The sequence below is a fragment of the Streptomyces sp. Tek67B01 genome (assembly GCF_055231995.1).
The window spans coordinates 2719454-2734916 of the sequence record NZ_JBUYUY010000001.1 but is presented as its reverse complement, the minus strand read 5'-3'; the positions used below and the strand labels follow the sequence as shown (position 1 = coordinate 2734916).

Annotated in this window: 11 protein-coding genes; 7 read left to right on the top strand and 4 right to left on the bottom strand. The window is 69.2% G+C overall.

What is annotated here, in order from left to right; translation table 11 throughout:
• Positions 1-19: 19 nt before the first annotated feature.
• The 4 genes from ACV7NM_RS12035 to ACV7NM_RS12020 form a co-directional block, all read right to left on the bottom strand.
• On the bottom strand, positions 20-793 hold the full coding sequence (locus ACV7NM_RS12035; RefSeq protein ID WP_463410290.1) for a succinate dehydrogenase/fumarate reductase iron-sulfur subunit: 774 nt from the start codon (positions 791-793) through the stop codon (positions 20-22).
• Positions 790-2709 carry a fumarate reductase/succinate dehydrogenase flavoprotein subunit gene (locus ACV7NM_RS12030; protein ID WP_463410289.1) on the bottom strand — a complete coding sequence of 640 codons (1920 nt, stop codon included), beginning with the start codon at positions 2707-2709 and terminating at the stop codon, positions 790-792. Before ACV7NM_RS12030 ends, ACV7NM_RS12035 begins: the two co-directional genes overlap by 4 nt.
• A 1-nt stretch (position 2710) precedes the next feature.
• Positions 2711-3547 carry a hypothetical protein gene (locus ACV7NM_RS12025; RefSeq protein WP_463410288.1) on the bottom strand — a complete coding sequence of 279 codons (837 nt, stop codon included), beginning with the start codon at positions 3545-3547 and terminating at the stop codon, positions 2711-2713.
• Positions 3548-3650: 103 nt separating this feature from the next.
• Positions 3651-3872: a hypothetical protein gene (locus ACV7NM_RS12020; protein ID WP_463410287.1), complete on the bottom strand. Its 222-nt coding sequence runs from the start codon at positions 3870-3872 to the stop codon at positions 3651-3653.
• A gap of 377 nt (positions 3873-4249) precedes the next feature.
• Here ACV7NM_RS12020 and ACV7NM_RS12015 point away from each other — a divergent pair, with 377 nt between their 5' ends.
• From ACV7NM_RS12015 to ACV7NM_RS11985, 7 genes are all read left to right on the top strand, one after another.
• The gene (locus ACV7NM_RS12015) at positions 4250-6697 is read left to right on the top strand and encodes an ABC transporter family substrate-binding protein (protein ID WP_463410286.1); all 2448 of its coding nucleotides are present in this window, start codon (positions 4250-4252) and stop codon (positions 6695-6697) included.
• A gap of 365 nt (positions 6698-7062) precedes the next feature.
• Positions 7063-8967 carry a translational GTPase TypA gene (gene typA, locus ACV7NM_RS12010; protein ID WP_463410285.1) on the top strand — a complete coding sequence of 635 codons (1905 nt, stop codon included), beginning with the start codon at positions 7063-7065 and terminating at the stop codon, positions 8965-8967.
• A 435-nt stretch (positions 8968-9402) separates the two neighbouring features.
• On the top strand, positions 9403-11046 hold the full coding sequence (locus ACV7NM_RS12005) for a peptide ABC transporter substrate-binding protein (protein WP_463410284.1): 1644 nt from the start codon (positions 9403-9405) through the stop codon (positions 11044-11046).
• A gap of 174 nt (positions 11047-11220) precedes the next feature.
• On the top strand, positions 11221-12144 hold the full coding sequence (locus tag ACV7NM_RS12000; protein WP_240801679.1) for an ABC transporter permease: 924 nt from the start codon (positions 11221-11223) through the stop codon (positions 12142-12144).
• Positions 12145-12175: 31 nt separating this feature from the next.
• Positions 12176-13096 carry an ABC transporter permease gene (locus tag ACV7NM_RS11995; RefSeq protein ID WP_136213890.1) on the top strand — a complete coding sequence of 307 codons (921 nt, stop codon included), beginning with the start codon at positions 12176-12178 and terminating at the stop codon, positions 13094-13096.
• Positions 13097-13111: 15 nt separating this feature from the next.
• On the top strand, positions 13112-14167 hold the full coding sequence (locus ACV7NM_RS11990; protein ID WP_136213891.1) for an ABC transporter ATP-binding protein: 1056 nt from the start codon (positions 13112-13114) through the stop codon (positions 14165-14167).
• Entirely contained in the window at positions 14160-15305 is a 1146-nt protein-coding gene (locus ACV7NM_RS11985) for an ABC transporter ATP-binding protein (RefSeq protein ID WP_463410283.1), read from the top strand. Before ACV7NM_RS11990 ends, ACV7NM_RS11985 begins: the two co-directional genes overlap by 8 nt.
• Positions 15306-15463: the final 158 nt, after the last annotated feature.

Genomic DNA, 15463 nt, shown 5'->3' with positions numbered 1-15463 from the left:
CACGGCGTCGCGCGGGGGCCTAGACCTCCGACCGCCTGCGGATCTTGCTGCCCAGCCACACCAGCGGGTCGTACTTGCGGTCCACCGCGCGCTCCTTCAACGGGATCAGCGCGTTGTCGGTGATCTTGATGCCCTCAGGGCAGACCTCCGTACAGCACTTGGTGATGTTGCAGTAGCCGAGCCCGTGTTCCTCCTGGGCCGTGCGCTTGCGGTCCAGGCCCTCCTCGGCGGCCGCGTCCAGCGGATGCATGTCCAACTCCGCCACCCGCATCAGGAACCGGGGACCGGCGAAGGCGCTCTTGTTCTCCTCGTGGTCACGCACCACGTGGCAGGTGTCCTGGCACAGGAAGCACTCGATGCACTTGCGGAACTCCTGCGAGCGTTCCACGTCCACCTGCCGCATCCGGTAGTCGCCCGCGGCGACCCCGGGCGGGGGCACGAAGGCGGGTACCTCCCGCGCCTTCGCGTAGTTGAAGGACACGTCCGTCACCAGGTCGCGGATCACCGGGAAGGCCCGCAGCGGGGTCACGGTGATCGTCTCCTGACGGGAGAAGGTGGACATGCGGGTCATGCACATCAGCCGCGGCCGGCCGTTGACCTCCGCGCTGCACGAACCGCACTTGCCCGCCTTGCAGTTCCAGCGCACGGCGAGGTCCGAGGCCTGCGTGGCCTGGAGGCGGTGGACGATGTCCAGCACCACCTCGCCGTCGTTCACCTCGACGGTGAAGTCCCGCAGTTCCCCGCCCTCCGCGTCGCCCCGCCAGATCCGGAAGCGGGCGTCGTAGGTAGTCACTCGTAGAGCTCCTCTTCGGCGAGGTACTTGGCCAGCTCGTCCTTCTCGAAGAGGGCGAGCAGATCGGGGCGGACGGGTTCGGTACGGGTCCGCTCCAGGCGGATGCGGTCCGCGCCGGGGCCGTCCCCGGGCCCCGGTTCCACGAGCCGGCACAGCAGGTTCACCGGCCGCCACTCCCGCTCCATCGACGGGCAGTCCTCGCGGGTGTGGCCGCCCCGGCTCTCCGTGCGCTCCAGCGCGGCGCGCGCCACGCACTCGCTGACCAGCAGCATGTTCCGCAGGTCCAGCGCCAGGTGCCAGCCCGGATTGAACTGGCGGTGGCCCTCCACCCCGGCCCGCGCGGCCCGCGCCCGCAGCCCGCCGAGCCGCTCCAGCGCCTCCGTCATCTCGCCCTCGCGACGGATGATGCCGACCAAATCGTTCATCGTCGTCTGGAGCTCCTGGTGGAGCGTGTACGGGTTCTCCGCGCCCTCGTCGGCATGGAAGGGGGCCAGCGCCTCGGCCGCCGCCGAGTCGACCTCCGCCTGGGACACGGCCGGGGGCGCGGCCGAACCCGCCGCGTACAGCGCCGCGTGCAGCCCGGCCCGTCGGCCGAACACCAGCAGGTCGGAGAGGGAGTTACCGCCGAGCCGGTTCGAGCCGTGCATCCCGCCCGCGACCTCGCCCGCGGCGAACAGGCCCGGTACCCCGAGGGTGGCGGCGGTGTCCGAATCGACCGCGATCCCGCCCATCACGTAGTGGCAGGTCGGACCGACCTCCATCGCCTCGGCGGTGATGTCCACGTCCGCCAGCTCCTTGAACTGGTGGTACATCGAGGGCAGCCGCCGCTTGATCGTCTCGGCGGGCATCCGCGTGGACACGTCCAGGAACACCCCGCCGTGCGGTGACCCGCGCCCGGCCTTGACCTCGGAGTTGATGGCCCGCGCCACCTCGTCGCGCGGCAGCAGCTCCGGTGGACGCCGGTTGTGGTCGGGGTCCTCGTACCAGCGGTCGCCCTCCTCCTCGGACTGCGCGTACTTCTCCTTGAACACGTCCGGGACGTAGTCGAACATGAACCGCTTGCCCTCGCTGTTGCGCAGCACCCCGCCGTCGCCGCGCACCGACTCGGTGACGAGGATGCCCTTCACCGAGGGCGGCCAGACCATGCCGGTGGGGTGGAACTGCACGAACTCCATGTTCAGCAGCGGGGCCCCGGCGAGCAGGGCCAGCGCGTGGCCGTCACCGGTGTACTCCCAGGAGTTGGAGGTCGTCTTGAAGGACTTGCCGATCCCGCCCGTGGCCAGCACGACCGCCGGGGCCTCCAGAACGAAGAACCGGCCCGTCTCGCGCTCGTAGCAGAAGGCCCCCGAGACCCTTTCCCCCTCGTTCGGACCGCGGTCCCGCAAAACCCTGGTGACCGTGCACTCCTGGAAGACCTTGAGCCGGGCCTCGTGGTCCCCGCACTCCTTGAAGTCCTCCTGTTGGAGCGCCACGATCTTCTGTTGCAGGGTGCGGATCAGCTCCAGGCCGGTCCGGTCCCCGACGTGGGCGAGGCGCGGGTACTCGTGGCCGCCGAAGTTGCGCTGCGAGATCTTCCCGTCCGGTGTCCGGTCGAAGAGCGCGCCCCAGGTCTCCAACTCCCAGACCCGGTCGGGCGCCTCCTTCGCGTGCAGCTCCGCCATGCGCCACTGGTTGAGGAACTTGCCCCCGCGCATGGTGTCGCGGAAGTGCACCTGCCAGTTGTCGCCCTCGTTGACGTTGCCCATGGAGGCGGCGATCCCGCCCTCCGCCATCACGGTGTGGGCCTTGCCGAAGAGGGACTTGCAGATCACGGCCGTACGGGCGCCGCGCTCCCGGGCCTCGATCGCGGCCCGCAGTCCGGCGCCGCCCGCGCCGACCACGACGACGTCCCACTGCTGTCGGTCGACTTGAGCCATGTCAGAAGATCCTCGGGTCGGTGAAGGCGCCGCCGGCGACCAGGTAGACGTACAGATCGCACAGGGCGACGCTGATCAGCGAGGCCCAGGCCAGCTGCATGTGGCGGGCGTTGAGCCGGCTCACCCAGCCCCAGAGGCGGTAGCGGACGGGGTGCTTGGAGAAGTGCTTGAGCCGGCCGCCGATGATGTGCCGGCAGGAGTGGCAGGAGAGCGTGTAGGCCCAGATCAGCACGATGTTGACGACGAACAGCAGCGTGCCGAGGCCCATGTGGCCCCACTCGTAGCGGTCGTTGCGGAAGGTCAGCACGGTGTCGTAGGTGAGGATGCCCGCGACCGGGAGCGCCGCGTAGAAGAAGTACCGGTGCAGGTTCTGCAGGATCAGCGGGAAACGGGTCTCACCCGTGTACGCGGCGTGCGGCTCGGCGACGGCGCAGGCGGGCGGCGAGGCCCAGAAGCCCCGGTAGTAGGCCTTCCGGTAGTAGTAGCAGGTCAGCCGGAAGCCGAGGGGGAAGATCAGGATCAGCAGGGCGGGGGACAGGCCCCACCAGCTGCCGAACAGGTCCAGGTTGGGGCCGCCGCGCATGGTCCGGCAGTTCTCCGCCAGACAGGGCGAGTAGAACGGCGAGACGTAGGGGGCCGCGTAGTAGTCGGCGTTCGCGAAGGCCCGCCAGGTCGAGTACGCGATGAAGGCGAGCAGTCCGGCCGCGGTGCCGGCGGGCGAGAGCCACCACCGGTCGGTCCGCAGGTGGCGGGCCGCGATGGCGGCCCGGGAGGGTTCGTGGACGCCGCCGGCCCCGGGGGGCCGGTGGGATGGGGGCAGGTCCGTGCCTGTGGCCAAGGGGGACTCCGGGTGGAGTGGTGAAGGGGTGGCCCAGGGGACCCGGCCGCGAAGTGCGGCGGTCGGGTCGGATGGGTGTGGGTGTGCGGGGGCGCGCGCCGGGTCAGGGGGCCCGGCGGTCGCGGGCTCCGAGGCCTTCGTCGTCGGAGTCCGTCCACAGCGTGCTGTCGTACGGCGTGTCCGGGACGGTGACCATGTCCTCCCGGCCGGCCGGCCCGGAGGTGGTCGGGGCCTGGCGGGCGACGTCCCGCTCCAGCCGCTCGACGGAGCGGACCAGCTCGTTCAGGTTCCTACGTACGGCGGTCAAATCGTCTTGCAGGGACATGAGGTGCCCTCACTTCCGCGCGTGCGGTGGCAATGCTCCTGGGCGCCTGCGAGTGTCGCCCCTCGCCTCCCCCGTTGTGAAGGGACGTGCAGCGATTGCGGGCGCGCAGGCTCGATGTGTGCGCCCCTCCCCGCCCCCGTTCGCATCCCTCGAACGGGGGAACGCCGCGCCCGCCGACGCTCCCGGGAGCCCCCGCGCGCAAAGGGATTGGTCCGCACGGGTGGGCTTCGCGGCGTGGCGCGGGCCCCCTCCGGGGCACCCGGCGGGCCGTGGATTTCAGTGGGTTTCGCACGCAGTGTGATCAGCTCCATATACGGCCGAATTGATCAAGCTTCACGCTCACGCTCACCCCACGCCCCGCCCCGGAGGTACCACCCATGACCCAGAGAAGGCGCAGGTCCTTGGCGCTCCTGACCTCGGGAGTCCTCGCACTGCCGCTGCTCGCGGGCTGCGGCGCGGGTGAAGACGAGGGCGGTCCGGTCGCCGCCGGCCAGGACATCGCCGCGACGGCCCGCGACCGGGTCGCCGACGGCGGCGTGCTGCGCTGGGGCGTGGACACCCTGCCGGACACCCTGAACACCTTCCAGGCCGACGCCGACGGCACCACCGCCCGGATCGCCGGGGCGGTGCTGCCGCAGTTGTTCACGCTCGACGACAAGGGACGGCCGGTGGCCGATCCCGACTACCTGGAGAAGGCGGAGATCGTCGAGCGGGAGCCCAAGCAGGTCGTCCTGTACAAGCTGAACCAGCAGGCCGTGTGGAGCGACGGCCGGGAGATCGGCGCCGCCGACTTCGTCGCCCAGTGGCGGGCACTGAACGGCAAGGACTCGGCCTACTGGACCGCGCGCAACGCGGGCTACGACCGGATCGAGAAGATCGAACGCGGCAAGAGCGACCTGGAGGTGAAGGTCACCTTCGCCAAGCCGTACACGGACTGGCGCTCGCTGTTCAGCCCGCTCTACCCCAAGCAGGTAACCGGTACCCCCGAGTCCTTCAACGAGGGCGCGCGCGGCGCCCTCAAGGTCACCGCCGGACCCTTCAACCTCGGCACCATCGACAAGAAGACCGGCACGGCGGCGCTGACCCGCAACGCCCGCTGGTGGGGAAGACCCGCCAAGCTGGACAGCCTCGTGTTGACCGCCGTACCCCGCTCCGAGCGCCCGGCCGCCCTCGCCGCGGGCCGGCTCGACATGGCCGAGGTCGACCGCGCGGGCGCCGACCGGATCGCCCTCGCCCGGCAGGAGGCGTCCCACGGGAGCGGCGCGCACGGCCCCGGCGCCTCGATGACGGCCGCGGAGGCCACCTTGTCCTGGGCGCTGGCGTACGGCGCCGACGAGAACAAGGCCCGGGAGGAGCAGGAAACCCGGGCCAGGAACGCCGACGCGGCCAAGAAGTACGCCGACGAGCAGGCGGCCCTGCGCGGCTTCACGGTCCGCAAGTCCCTGGAGCCCGCCTACACGCAACTGGCCATGAACGGGGCCTCCGGGCCCCTCTCCGACGAGCGGGTCCGGCGCGCGGTGGCCCGGGCCATCGACCGCAAAGCCCTCGCCGAGACCGTACTGAAGCCGCTCGGCCTGCCCGCGAAGCCGGTCGGCAGCCACCTGGCACTGGCCGGGCAGCGCGCGTACGCCGACAACAGCGACGCCCTCGGCGGCCAGGACACCCAGGCGGCCCAGGCGCTGCTCGCCGACGCCGGCTGGCACCGGGGCGGCAAGATCAAGGAGCCCTCGGGCGCGAAGGCGGGCCCGGAGGGCGAGGACGGGGCCGCCAAGGACGACGGCAAGACCCCCTCGGGCCCGGGCACCGGCAACGACGGCCTCTACATCGTCGGCCAGGACGACCGGGGCGGCGACGACAAGCCGGCGGGCGTCGACCGCGGCGTCCGGGCCGGTAGGCCGGGCGACCACCGCGCCCACGGCGGCCTGCGGGGCGCGGGCATGCTGCCCGCCGAGGCGAGCCTGCCCGAAGGGCTGTACGCCCCGGACGGGGAGATCGTCGACGCGGACCGCTTCGCACCGGGCGCCGGCGCGGACCGGCCCTCGCCGGTGCTGGCCCCGGCCCCGCTCGCGGCCCAGCAGGAGCGGGCGCTGCTGGCCCAGGCGGCGAAGGTCATCGACGACGCCAAGCGCGCGGCGGCCCGGGACGGCGAGGAGGGCGCGGACGCCAAGGACCCGGCCGACGCCAAGGACCCGGCCCAGCCCCCCGCCAAGGCCAGCCCGGCTCCCGCGGCCCCGGCCAAGCAGAACCGGGCAGGTGCCCCGCTCGCCAAGGACGGCAAGCCGCTGACCCTGCGGTTCGTGCTTCCGGCGGGCCCCGGCTCGGAGGCGCTGCGGACGGTCGGCGAGCGGATCTCGCAGATGCTCCAGAAGGTCGGCATCCAGACCGAACTCACCAAGGTCGCCGACGAGAGCTTCTTCAAGGACCACATCGCCTCGGGCCAGTACGACCTGGCCCTCTACTCCTGGCCCGCGACCGCTTACCCCGCCACCGACGCCCGCCCCATCTTCGCCAAGCCGGCGCCGGCCGCCGACGGATCGCTGCTCGTGGAGCAGAACTACACCCGGGTGGGCACCGACCACATCGACCAGCTCTTCGACCAGGCGCTCGGTGAGCTCGACGAGGAGCAGTCGCGCGAGCTGATCCGCAAGGCGGACGCCCGGATCTGGGCCGCCGCCGGGTCGATCCCGCTGTACCAGCGCCCCGAGTTGGTGGCGGTCAAGCCGAACCTGGTCAACGCCGGCGCCTTCGGCCTCGGCACCCCCCGCTTCCAGGACATCGGCTGGAAGAAGCCGGGCGCGGCCCCGGAGAAGAACGGCAAGAAGTAGGGAACGGGAGGAGAAGGGGAGACGGGGAAGAAGTGGTGACATAGAGGTATCGGGCGGGTTGACCCACGGGTCGCAAGCTCAGATGTGACTCAATTGCCTTGCCCGCCGAAGACCCGGCGGGCAAGGTCGTGAATACCCGTTGACCCGCGTTGATCCCAGGTGAATGCGGGCGACTGCCACGGCCGCGGCACCCCACTCCACACCCGGCCCCGCTCAGTCGTCCGGCCTCTTGACAGCCCCCACGGCATGCGGTTCCCGCCATTCGACGTACGATGGGGTAAGGCCGTGGCAGGTTTCCGCCCGGCTCAAGGCTCGCGTGCCGGACCGTACGCGCCGCCATCCACGATCCCGGGAGAAGCGCCGAAGTGCCCACGCGCCACGACATCCGTAACGTCGCCATCGTCGCCCACGTCGACCATGGCAAGACGACCATCGTCGATGCCATGCTCAAGCAGGCCGGTGCCTTCGCCGCCCACCAGCACCTCGACGACCGCATGATGGACTCGAACGACCTGGAGCGTGAGAAGGGCATCACGATCCTCGCCAAGAACACGGCGGTGAAGTACCACCCCAAGGACGGCGGGGCGCCCATCACGATCAACATCATCGACACCCCCGGCCACGCCGACTTCGGTGGCGAGGTCGAGCGCGGTCTGTCGATGGTGGACGCGGTCGTCCTCCTGGTGGACGCCTCCGAGGGCCCGCTGCCCCAGACCCGCTTCGTGCTCCGCAAGGCGCTCCAGGCGAAGATGCCGGTCATCCTCTGCATCAACAAGACGGACCGCCCGGACTCCCGGATCGACGACGTCGTCAACGAGACGTACGACCTCTTCCTGGACCTGGACGCGACCGAGGAGCAGATCGAGTTCCCGATCGTCTACGCCTGCGGCCGTGACGGCATCGCCTCGCTGACCAAGCCGGAGGACGGCACCGTCCCCGCGGACAGCGACAGCCTGGAGCCCTTCTTCTCCACCATCCTGGAGCACGTCCCGGCCCCGGTGTACGACGAGGAGGCCCCCCTCCAGGCCCACGTCACCAACCTGGACGCCGACAACTTCCTCGGCCGTATCGCCCTGGTCCGCGTCGAGCAGGGTGAGCTCCGCAAGGGTCAGACCGTCGCGTGGATCAAGCGTGACGGCACGATCTCGAACGTCCGCATCACCGAGCTGATGATGACCGAGGCGCTCACCCGCAAGCCGGCCGAGGTGGCGGGCCCGGGCGACATCTGCGCGGTGGCCGGTTTCCCCGAGATCATGATCGGCGAGACCCTGGCCGACCCGGAGAACCCGATCGCGCTGCCGCTGATCTCGGTGGACGAGCCGGCGATCTCCATGACCATCGGCACCAACACCTCGCCGCTGGTCGGCCGCGGCGGCACGGGCAAGGGCGCGGACGCCAAGTCCGCGGTCAAGGACCGCAAGGTCACCGCCCGCCAGGTCAAGGACCGCCTGGACCGCGAGCTCATCGGTAACGTCTCGCTCCGCGTGCTCGACACCGAGCGCCCGGACGCCTGGGAGGTCCAGGGCCGTGGTGAGCTCGCGCTCGCCATCCTGGTCGAGCAGATGCGCCGCGAGGGCTTCGAGCTGACCATCGGCAAGCCGCAGGTCGTCACGCAGGTCGTCGACGGCAAGGTGCACGAGCCGGTCGAGCGCATGACGATCGACGTGCCCGAGGAGCACATGGGCGCCGTCACGCAGCTCATGGGCGTCCGCAAGGGCCGCATGGACAACATGTCGAACCACGGTTCCGGCTGGGTCCGCATGGAGTTCGTCGTCCCGTCCCGCGGTCTCATCGGCTTCCGCACGGAGTTCCTGACGAACACCCGCGGTACCGGTATCGCCCACTCGATCCACGAGGGCCACGAGCCGTGGTTCGGCCCGCTGGTGACCCGTAACAACGGTTCGCTGGTCGCCGACCGCGCCGGCTCGGTCACCCCCTTCGCGATGATCAACCTCCAGGAGCGCGGTGTGCTGTTCACCGAGCCCGGCACCGAGGTGTACGAGGGCATGATCGTCGGTGAGAACTCGCGCTCCGACGACATGGACGTGAACATCACCAAGGAGAAGAAGCTCACCAACATGCGTGCGGCTTCGGCGGACAACACCGAGAACGTGGTGCCGCCCCGCAGGCTCTCCCTGGAGCAGTCCCTGGAGTTCTGCCGCGACGACGAATGCGTCGAGGTGACCCCGGAGGCCGTCCGCATCCGTAAGGTCGTCCTGGACCAGAAGGAGCGCTCGCGTTCCGCGTCGCGCGCCAAGTCCGGTAAGTAACGGGCGCATTGCCTGAGCCCCGCTCCGGCGGCGGCTGAAAGCGGTCTGTTCGAACGGCCCCTGCCCTCACGATGTCCGTGAGGGCAGGGGCCGTTCGCTTTTGTCAAGCGGATTTATGCCCTCTGGTGTCCGCATACCGACCGTGACACTCCGGAAGGTGAGCTAACCGTCCGTTTCGCACGTGTCTGTCTCCTATCCGTTTGTCCGGATTTCGGGTTTTCGCAATGCGGTGATGTTGTGAAAACGAGACCCCGTAAGTGTGGTTTACGGTCTGGGAGTCCCCGAGGATGGCTCCATTGAGCTCGGGTCAATGGGTCACACGCTGTGGGGAGCGTCGACTCACGAGCACACGACGGGACCGGATTTCGCTGTCAGGGGTGTCAGCGGGGGACGGCCCTTCACTATCGACAGTGACTCCTGAGGAGGCAATTACCCATGCGCGGAGCAACGAGCGCCAAGTGGGTCGTGGGTGCCGTCATCGTGGCAATGTCTGCCACGGCGTGTGGCGGTGGCGACGGAGACAGCAAGGCCGGTGCGTCGGGCGGTACGTTCCGCTTCGGCATCACCGAGCCGACCGCCATCGACCCCGTGAACGCGCAGGAGTCCGAGGGCATCGTCATCGCCCGCGCGCTGTTCACCGGTCTGTACGACACGTCCAACGACGGCAAGCTGATCCCGAAGCTGGCCGAGTCCGGCACGCCGAGCGACGACGGCAAGACCTGGACGTTCAAGATCAAGGCCGGCACCAAGTTCACCAACGGTGAGCCGGTCGACGCCGAGGCCTTCGTCCGCGGCTGGACCCGTGTCACCGCCAAGGCGTCCGCCTCCGACGTCTCGTACCACATGGCCGACATCGCCGGATACGAGGACCTCCACTCCGGCAAGAGCGACAAGTTCGCCGGTCTGACGGCCGTGGACGCCACCACCCTCAAGGTGGAGCTGTCCATCCCGGACTTCGAGTTCGTCAAGAAGACCGCGCACTCCGTCTTCAGCCCCGTCCCGAAGGTCGCGGGCGCCGGTGACAACAAGGCGTTCAACGACCAGCCCATCGGCAACGGCGCGTTCAAGATGACGGGTCCGTGGCAGCACAACACGTCGATCACGCTCGTCCGCAACGACGACTACGGCCTGGAGAAGGCGCACCTCGACAAGGTCGAGGCGAAGATCCTGAACCCGGCCAACGGTTCCACGCTGGAGTACCAGGGCTTCCAGTCGGGCCAGTTCGACTACGCCCGTATGCCCACGCCGCAGCTGACCTCGGCCAAGGCCAAGTACGACCCCCAGGGCGAGTGGATCTCCGGTGACTTCTCCGGCATCAACTACCTGAACATCTTCAACCAGAACGCGCCGTTCAACAATCCGGACGCGCGCAAGGCGATCTCCTACGCGATCGACCGCGAGGCCATCGCCAAGGGTGTCTTCCAGGGTCTGCAGAAGCCGGCCACCGCGTTCCTCCCGCCGTCGTTCGCCGACGTCTACCAGGCCGGTGTCTGCACCAGCTGCGTCAAGCAGGACGTCGCCAAGGCCAAGGAGTACGCCGAGAAGGGCGGCCTCAAGCCGGGCACCGTCGTCAACTTCGGCTACAACACCGGCGCTGGCCACGAAGAGTGGGTCCAGGCCGTCGCGCAGCAGCTGAAGGACGTCCTCGGTCTCGACGTCAAGCTGGACGGCAAGCCGTTCAAGGAGGCGCTGGCCACCCAGCAGGACAAGGCCACCTCCGGTCTGTGGCGTCAGGCGTGGACCGCCGACTACCCGACCGCGGACAACTTCATGACCCCGCTGCTGAGCACCACCGGCATCGGCGAGGACCCGGCGACCGGCAAGGCGCAGGGCGACAACCGCGGCCGTTACTCCAACCCGGAGTTCGACAAGCTGCTCGTCACGGCCAAGGCCACGAAGGACGACGCCCAGCGCGCCGCCCTGTACAAGCAGGCCGAGAAGCTGGCCGTCGACACCGACCAGGGCGTCATCCCGCTGTGGCAGCGCACCCAGTACCGCCTGGTCAACAGCAAGAAGTTCAAGGACATCAAGATGGACTTCTACGAGGACCCGACCCTCGCGGAGATCTCGCTCAAGTAGCGGCCCCTCCACACACAAGCAGGTAAGCGAAGGCCGTGGGGACGGAGCTACTTCCTCTCTCTCCACGGCCTTCGTTCAGTCACGGGCGCACCCCTCTACCGGCGCCCGGCGGCGGCCCCTCTCCCGATCGGATGATGCCGCCCATTCCCACGCTCAGTATGTGAAGGAGGCATCGTGGGCAGATATGTGATCCGCCGGCTCGGGCAGATGGTGGTCGTCCTCTTCGGTGCGACGGTCGTGCTCTTCTGCTGTCTGTTCATCCTCCCTGGCGACCCGGTGGGTTCGCTCGGCGGTGACAAGGCCCGCGACCCGGCTGTCGTCGAACAGCTCAGGGAGCGTTACGGACTCAACGATCCGCTCCCCGTCCAGTACGGGAACTTCGTGAAGAACCTGGCCCAGGGAGACCTCGGCGAGGACTTCACCCAGCGCCGACCGGTGACGGAGATCCTGCAGCCCAAGCTCGTCAACACCGCCGAGCTGGCCATCACCGCCATCGTCATCGACATCGTGATCGGCCTCCTGGCGGGCCTGGTCGCGGCGCTGTTCAGATACTCGTTCTGGGACGTGCTGATCACGCTGCTCACGACGATGGCGGTCGGTTTCCCGTCCTTCGTCATCGGCATGGTCCTGCAGAAGGCGTTCGTCATCGAGCTGCCGTGGTTCCCCCTCATCTCCGACGGAACCGCCAACTCCCTGATCCTGCCCGCCTTCACCCTGGCGATCCTCGACGCGGCGCTGGTCGCCCGCCTCATGCGCGGCACCATGCTGGAAGTGCTGCGCGCCGACTACGTCAAGACGGCCATCGCCAAGGGTCTGCCCCGGCGGACGGTGCTCTTCAAGCATGTGATGCGCAACTCGATCATCCCGGTCGTCACGTACCTGGGCATCTCGTTCGGAACGCTGCTCGGCGGTGCGCTCATCACCGAGGCGATCTTCAACTGGGACGGCATCGGACTCGCGCTCGTGCAAGCGGTCCAGCAGCAGAACAACCCGATCATCATCGGCGTGGTGAGCTTCGGCGTCGCCGTGTTCGTTCTGCTCAACCTGATCGTCGACCTCTTGTACGCGGTCCTCGACCCGCGCATCCGTCTCGCCTGATTCCAGGCAGCCTGTTCTAGGAGTCACACCCATGTCCGAGCTCACCAAGAGCACAGCTGGGGCGGGGCCCGCTCAAACGGCGCCGGCAGCCCCCGCCGAGCCGGCGATCGCCCGCGTCACGCAGTGGGGCGAGATCCGCCACCGCTTCCTGGCCAACAAGCTCGCGGTCGTCGGCCTCGTGCTGGTCACCCTGCTGTTCGTGGTCGCGATATTCGCGCCCCTGCTGTCCCCGCACGACCCGTACGCCCAAGACCTGAACAACACGCTCGCGAGCCCGGGCGGAGCGCACCTGCTCGGAACGGACGCGCTCGGCCGCGACCAGCTCTCGCGCATCCTCTACGGCAGCCGCATCGCCGTCGTCGTCGGTCTCGCGTCGATCTTCCTGGCCTGTGTCATCGGCATCGTCGTCGGCGCCCTGGCCGGTTACTTCGGCCGCGGCACCGACTCGGTGCTGATGCGCATCGCCGACGTCTTCTTCGCCTTCCCGCTGCTCATCGGCGCCATCGTGATCATCATCGTGATGGGCCGAGGCGTGACCCCGGTGATCATCTCGCTGGCCGTGTTCTCCTGGCCGACGGTCTCCCGACTGCTCCGCAGCTCGATCCTGTCGGTCCGCGAGGCCGACTACGTGCTGGCGGCGCGTGCCCTGGGCGCCAACACCAGCCGGATCATCACGCGTCACATCCTTCCCAACTCCATCGCCGCCGTGATGGCCTACGCCGCGTTCAACGTCGGCGGTGCCATCGTGGCCGAGGCCTCGCTGTCCTTCCTGGGCGTCGGCGTGAGCCCGGAGGTCCCGGAGTGGGGCAACATGCTCGCCGCCGCCAAGGACTTCATGGGCGTCAAGGACTACCTCTGGACGTACCCCAGCATCGCGATCGTGCTGACGGTCCTCGGCTTCGTTTTCGTCGGTGACGGGCTGCGCGACGCCCTTGACCCGAAGCTGCGCTAGAAGGGCGGCCATCACATGACTACTTCAGGCATCACCGCAGAAGTGCCCCGACAGAGGGGCGAGGGCGCCGAGGGGCCCGTACTCGAAGTGCGCGACCTGCACGTCGAGTTCAAGACCCGCGAAGGCATCGTCAAGGCCGTCAACGGCGTCAACTACAGCGTGTCCTCAGGCGAGACGCTGGCCGTGCTCGGCGAGTCCGGCTCCGGCAAGTCCGTGACCGCCCAGGCGATCATGGGCATCCTGGACTCGCCCCCCGGGCGGGTCTCCAAGGGAGAGATCCTCTTCCACGGGCAGGACATCCTCCAGCTTCCGGAGAGCGAGCGGCGCAAGCTGCGCGGTCCGAAGATGGCGATGATCTTCCAGGACGCGCTGTCGGCGCTGAACCCGGTCTTCTCCGTCGGCAACCAGCTGGGCGAGATGTTCCGCGTCCACCAGGGCATGTCGAAGAAGGACGCCAAGGCCAAGTCCATCGAGCTGATGGAACGGGTGAAGATCCCGGCTGCCCGCAGCCGCGTCAACGACTACCCGCACCAGTTCTCGGGCGGCATGCGCCAGCGCATCATGATCGCCATGGCGCTGGCGCTGGAGCCGGACCTGATCATCGCGGACGAGCCCACCACGGCGCTCGACGTGACGGTCCAGGCCCAGGTCATGGACCTGCTGGCGGACCTCCAGCGCGAGTACAACATGGGTCTGATCCTGATCACCCACGACCTCGGCGTCGTCGCCGACGTGGCGGACAAGATCGCCGTGATGTACGCGGGCCGCATCGTCGAGCAGGCTCCGATCCACGAGCTGTACAAGCGCCCCGCGCACCCGTACACCCGGGGCCTGCTGGACTCGATCCCGCGCCTGGACCAGAAGGGCCAGGAGCTCTACGCGATCAAGGGTCTGCCCCCCAACCTGCTGAAGACCCCCTCCGGCTGCGCCTTCAACCCGCGCTGCCCGAAGGCGCAGGACATCTGCCGCACCGAGGTCCCGGCCCTGCTGCCGGTGACCGAGAGGGACGGCACCGAACTGGTCGGTCGCGGAAGCGCCTGCCACTTCCGGGAGGAGCAGCTCCATGGCTGAGTTGGACAAGAAGGATGACGCCGTGGACGCGACCCCCGGCATCAGCGAGGTCGAGGTCGTCGACGCGGCGAGCGAGACGGCGGCCCTGGCCGCCATCGAGGCGCCCGTCGACCGGGGCGAGCCGATCCTGCAGGTGCGCAACCTGGTCAAGCACTTCCCGCTGACCCAGGGCATCCTGTTCAAGAAGCAGATCGGCGCCGTCCGCGCGGTCGACGGGGTCTCCTTCGACCTGCACCAGGGCGAGACCCTCGGCATCGTCGGCGAGTCGGGCTGCGGCAAGTCGACCGTCGCCAAGCTGCTGATGCTGCTGGAGACGGCGACGTCCGGCGAGGTCTTCTACAAGGGCACGGACATCACCAAGCTGTCGGGCAAGGCCCTCAAGGCCGTCCGCCGCAACATCCAGATGGTGTTCCAGGACCCGTACACCTCGCTGAACCCGCGCATGACGGTCGGCGACATCATCGGGGAGCCGTTCGAGATCCACCCCGAGGTGGCGCCGAAGGGCGACCGGCGGCGCAAGGTCCAAGAGCTCCTGGACGTCGTGGGTCTGAACCCGGAGTACATCAACCGGTACCCGCACCAGTTCTCCGGCGGCCAGCGCCAGCGCATCGGCATCGCCCGCGGCCTCGCGCTCAACCCGGAGATCATCATCTGTGACGAGCCGGTCTCCGCGCTCGACGTGTCGGTACAGGCGCAGGTCATCAACCTGATGGAGAAGCTGCAGGACGAGTTCAACCTCTCCTACATCTTCATCGCGCACGACCTGTCGATCGTCCGGCACATCTCGGACCGCGTCGGCGTCATGTACCTGGGCAAGATGGCCGAGATCGGCACCGACACCCAGATCTACGACCACCCGACGCACCCGTACACGCAGGCGCTGCTGTCGGCCGTCCCGGTCCCCGACCCGGAGGCCCGCGAGGGTCGCGAGCGGATCATCCTCACCGGTGACGTCCCGTCCCCGGCCAACCCGCCGTCGGGCTGCCGCTTCCGCACCCGCTGCTGGAAGGCCGAGGACAAGTGCGCCATCGAGGAGCCGCTGCTGGCGATCCCGGAGCGCTTCAAGACCGTGAACACCCCGGCCGCCCACGAGTCGGCCTGTCACTTCGCGGAGGAGAAGGCCGTCTTGGCCGTCTGATCCCGCGAGGCGTACGTTCTACACGGCGCGCCCGGCACCGGATTCCTCCGGCGCCGGGCGCGCCGTGCGTGTACGCCCCCTCCGCGCCGGGCGCCCGCGCCCGCGCCCGGCTCCCCGCGCCCGGCTCCCCGCGCCCGGCTCCCCGCGCCCGGCTCCCC

Coding starts and splice junctions, on each gene's coding strand:
- ACV7NM_RS12030 (WP_463410289.1), bottom strand. CDS start 2,709: ATGGCTCAAGTCGACCGACAGCAGTGGGACGTCGTCGTGGTCGGCGCG.
- ACV7NM_RS12020 (WP_463410287.1), bottom strand. CDS start 3,872: ATGTCCCTGCAAGACGATTTGACCGCCGTACGTAGGAACCTGAACGAG.
- ACV7NM_RS12015 (WP_463410286.1), top strand. CDS start 4,250: ATGACCCAGAGAAGGCGCAGGTCCTTGGCGCTCCTGACCTCGGGAGTC.
- ACV7NM_RS12005 (WP_463410284.1), top strand. CDS start 9,403: ATGCGCGGAGCAACGAGCGCCAAGTGGGTCGTGGGTGCCGTCATCGTG.
- ACV7NM_RS11995 (WP_136213890.1), top strand. CDS start 12,176: ATGTCCGAGCTCACCAAGAGCACAGCTGGGGCGGGGCCCGCTCAAACG.
- ACV7NM_RS11990 (WP_136213891.1), top strand. CDS start 13,112: ATGACTACTTCAGGCATCACCGCAGAAGTGCCCCGACAGAGGGGCGAG.
- ACV7NM_RS11985 (WP_463410283.1), top strand. CDS start 14,160: ATGGCTGAGTTGGACAAGAAGGATGACGCCGTGGACGCGACCCCCGGC.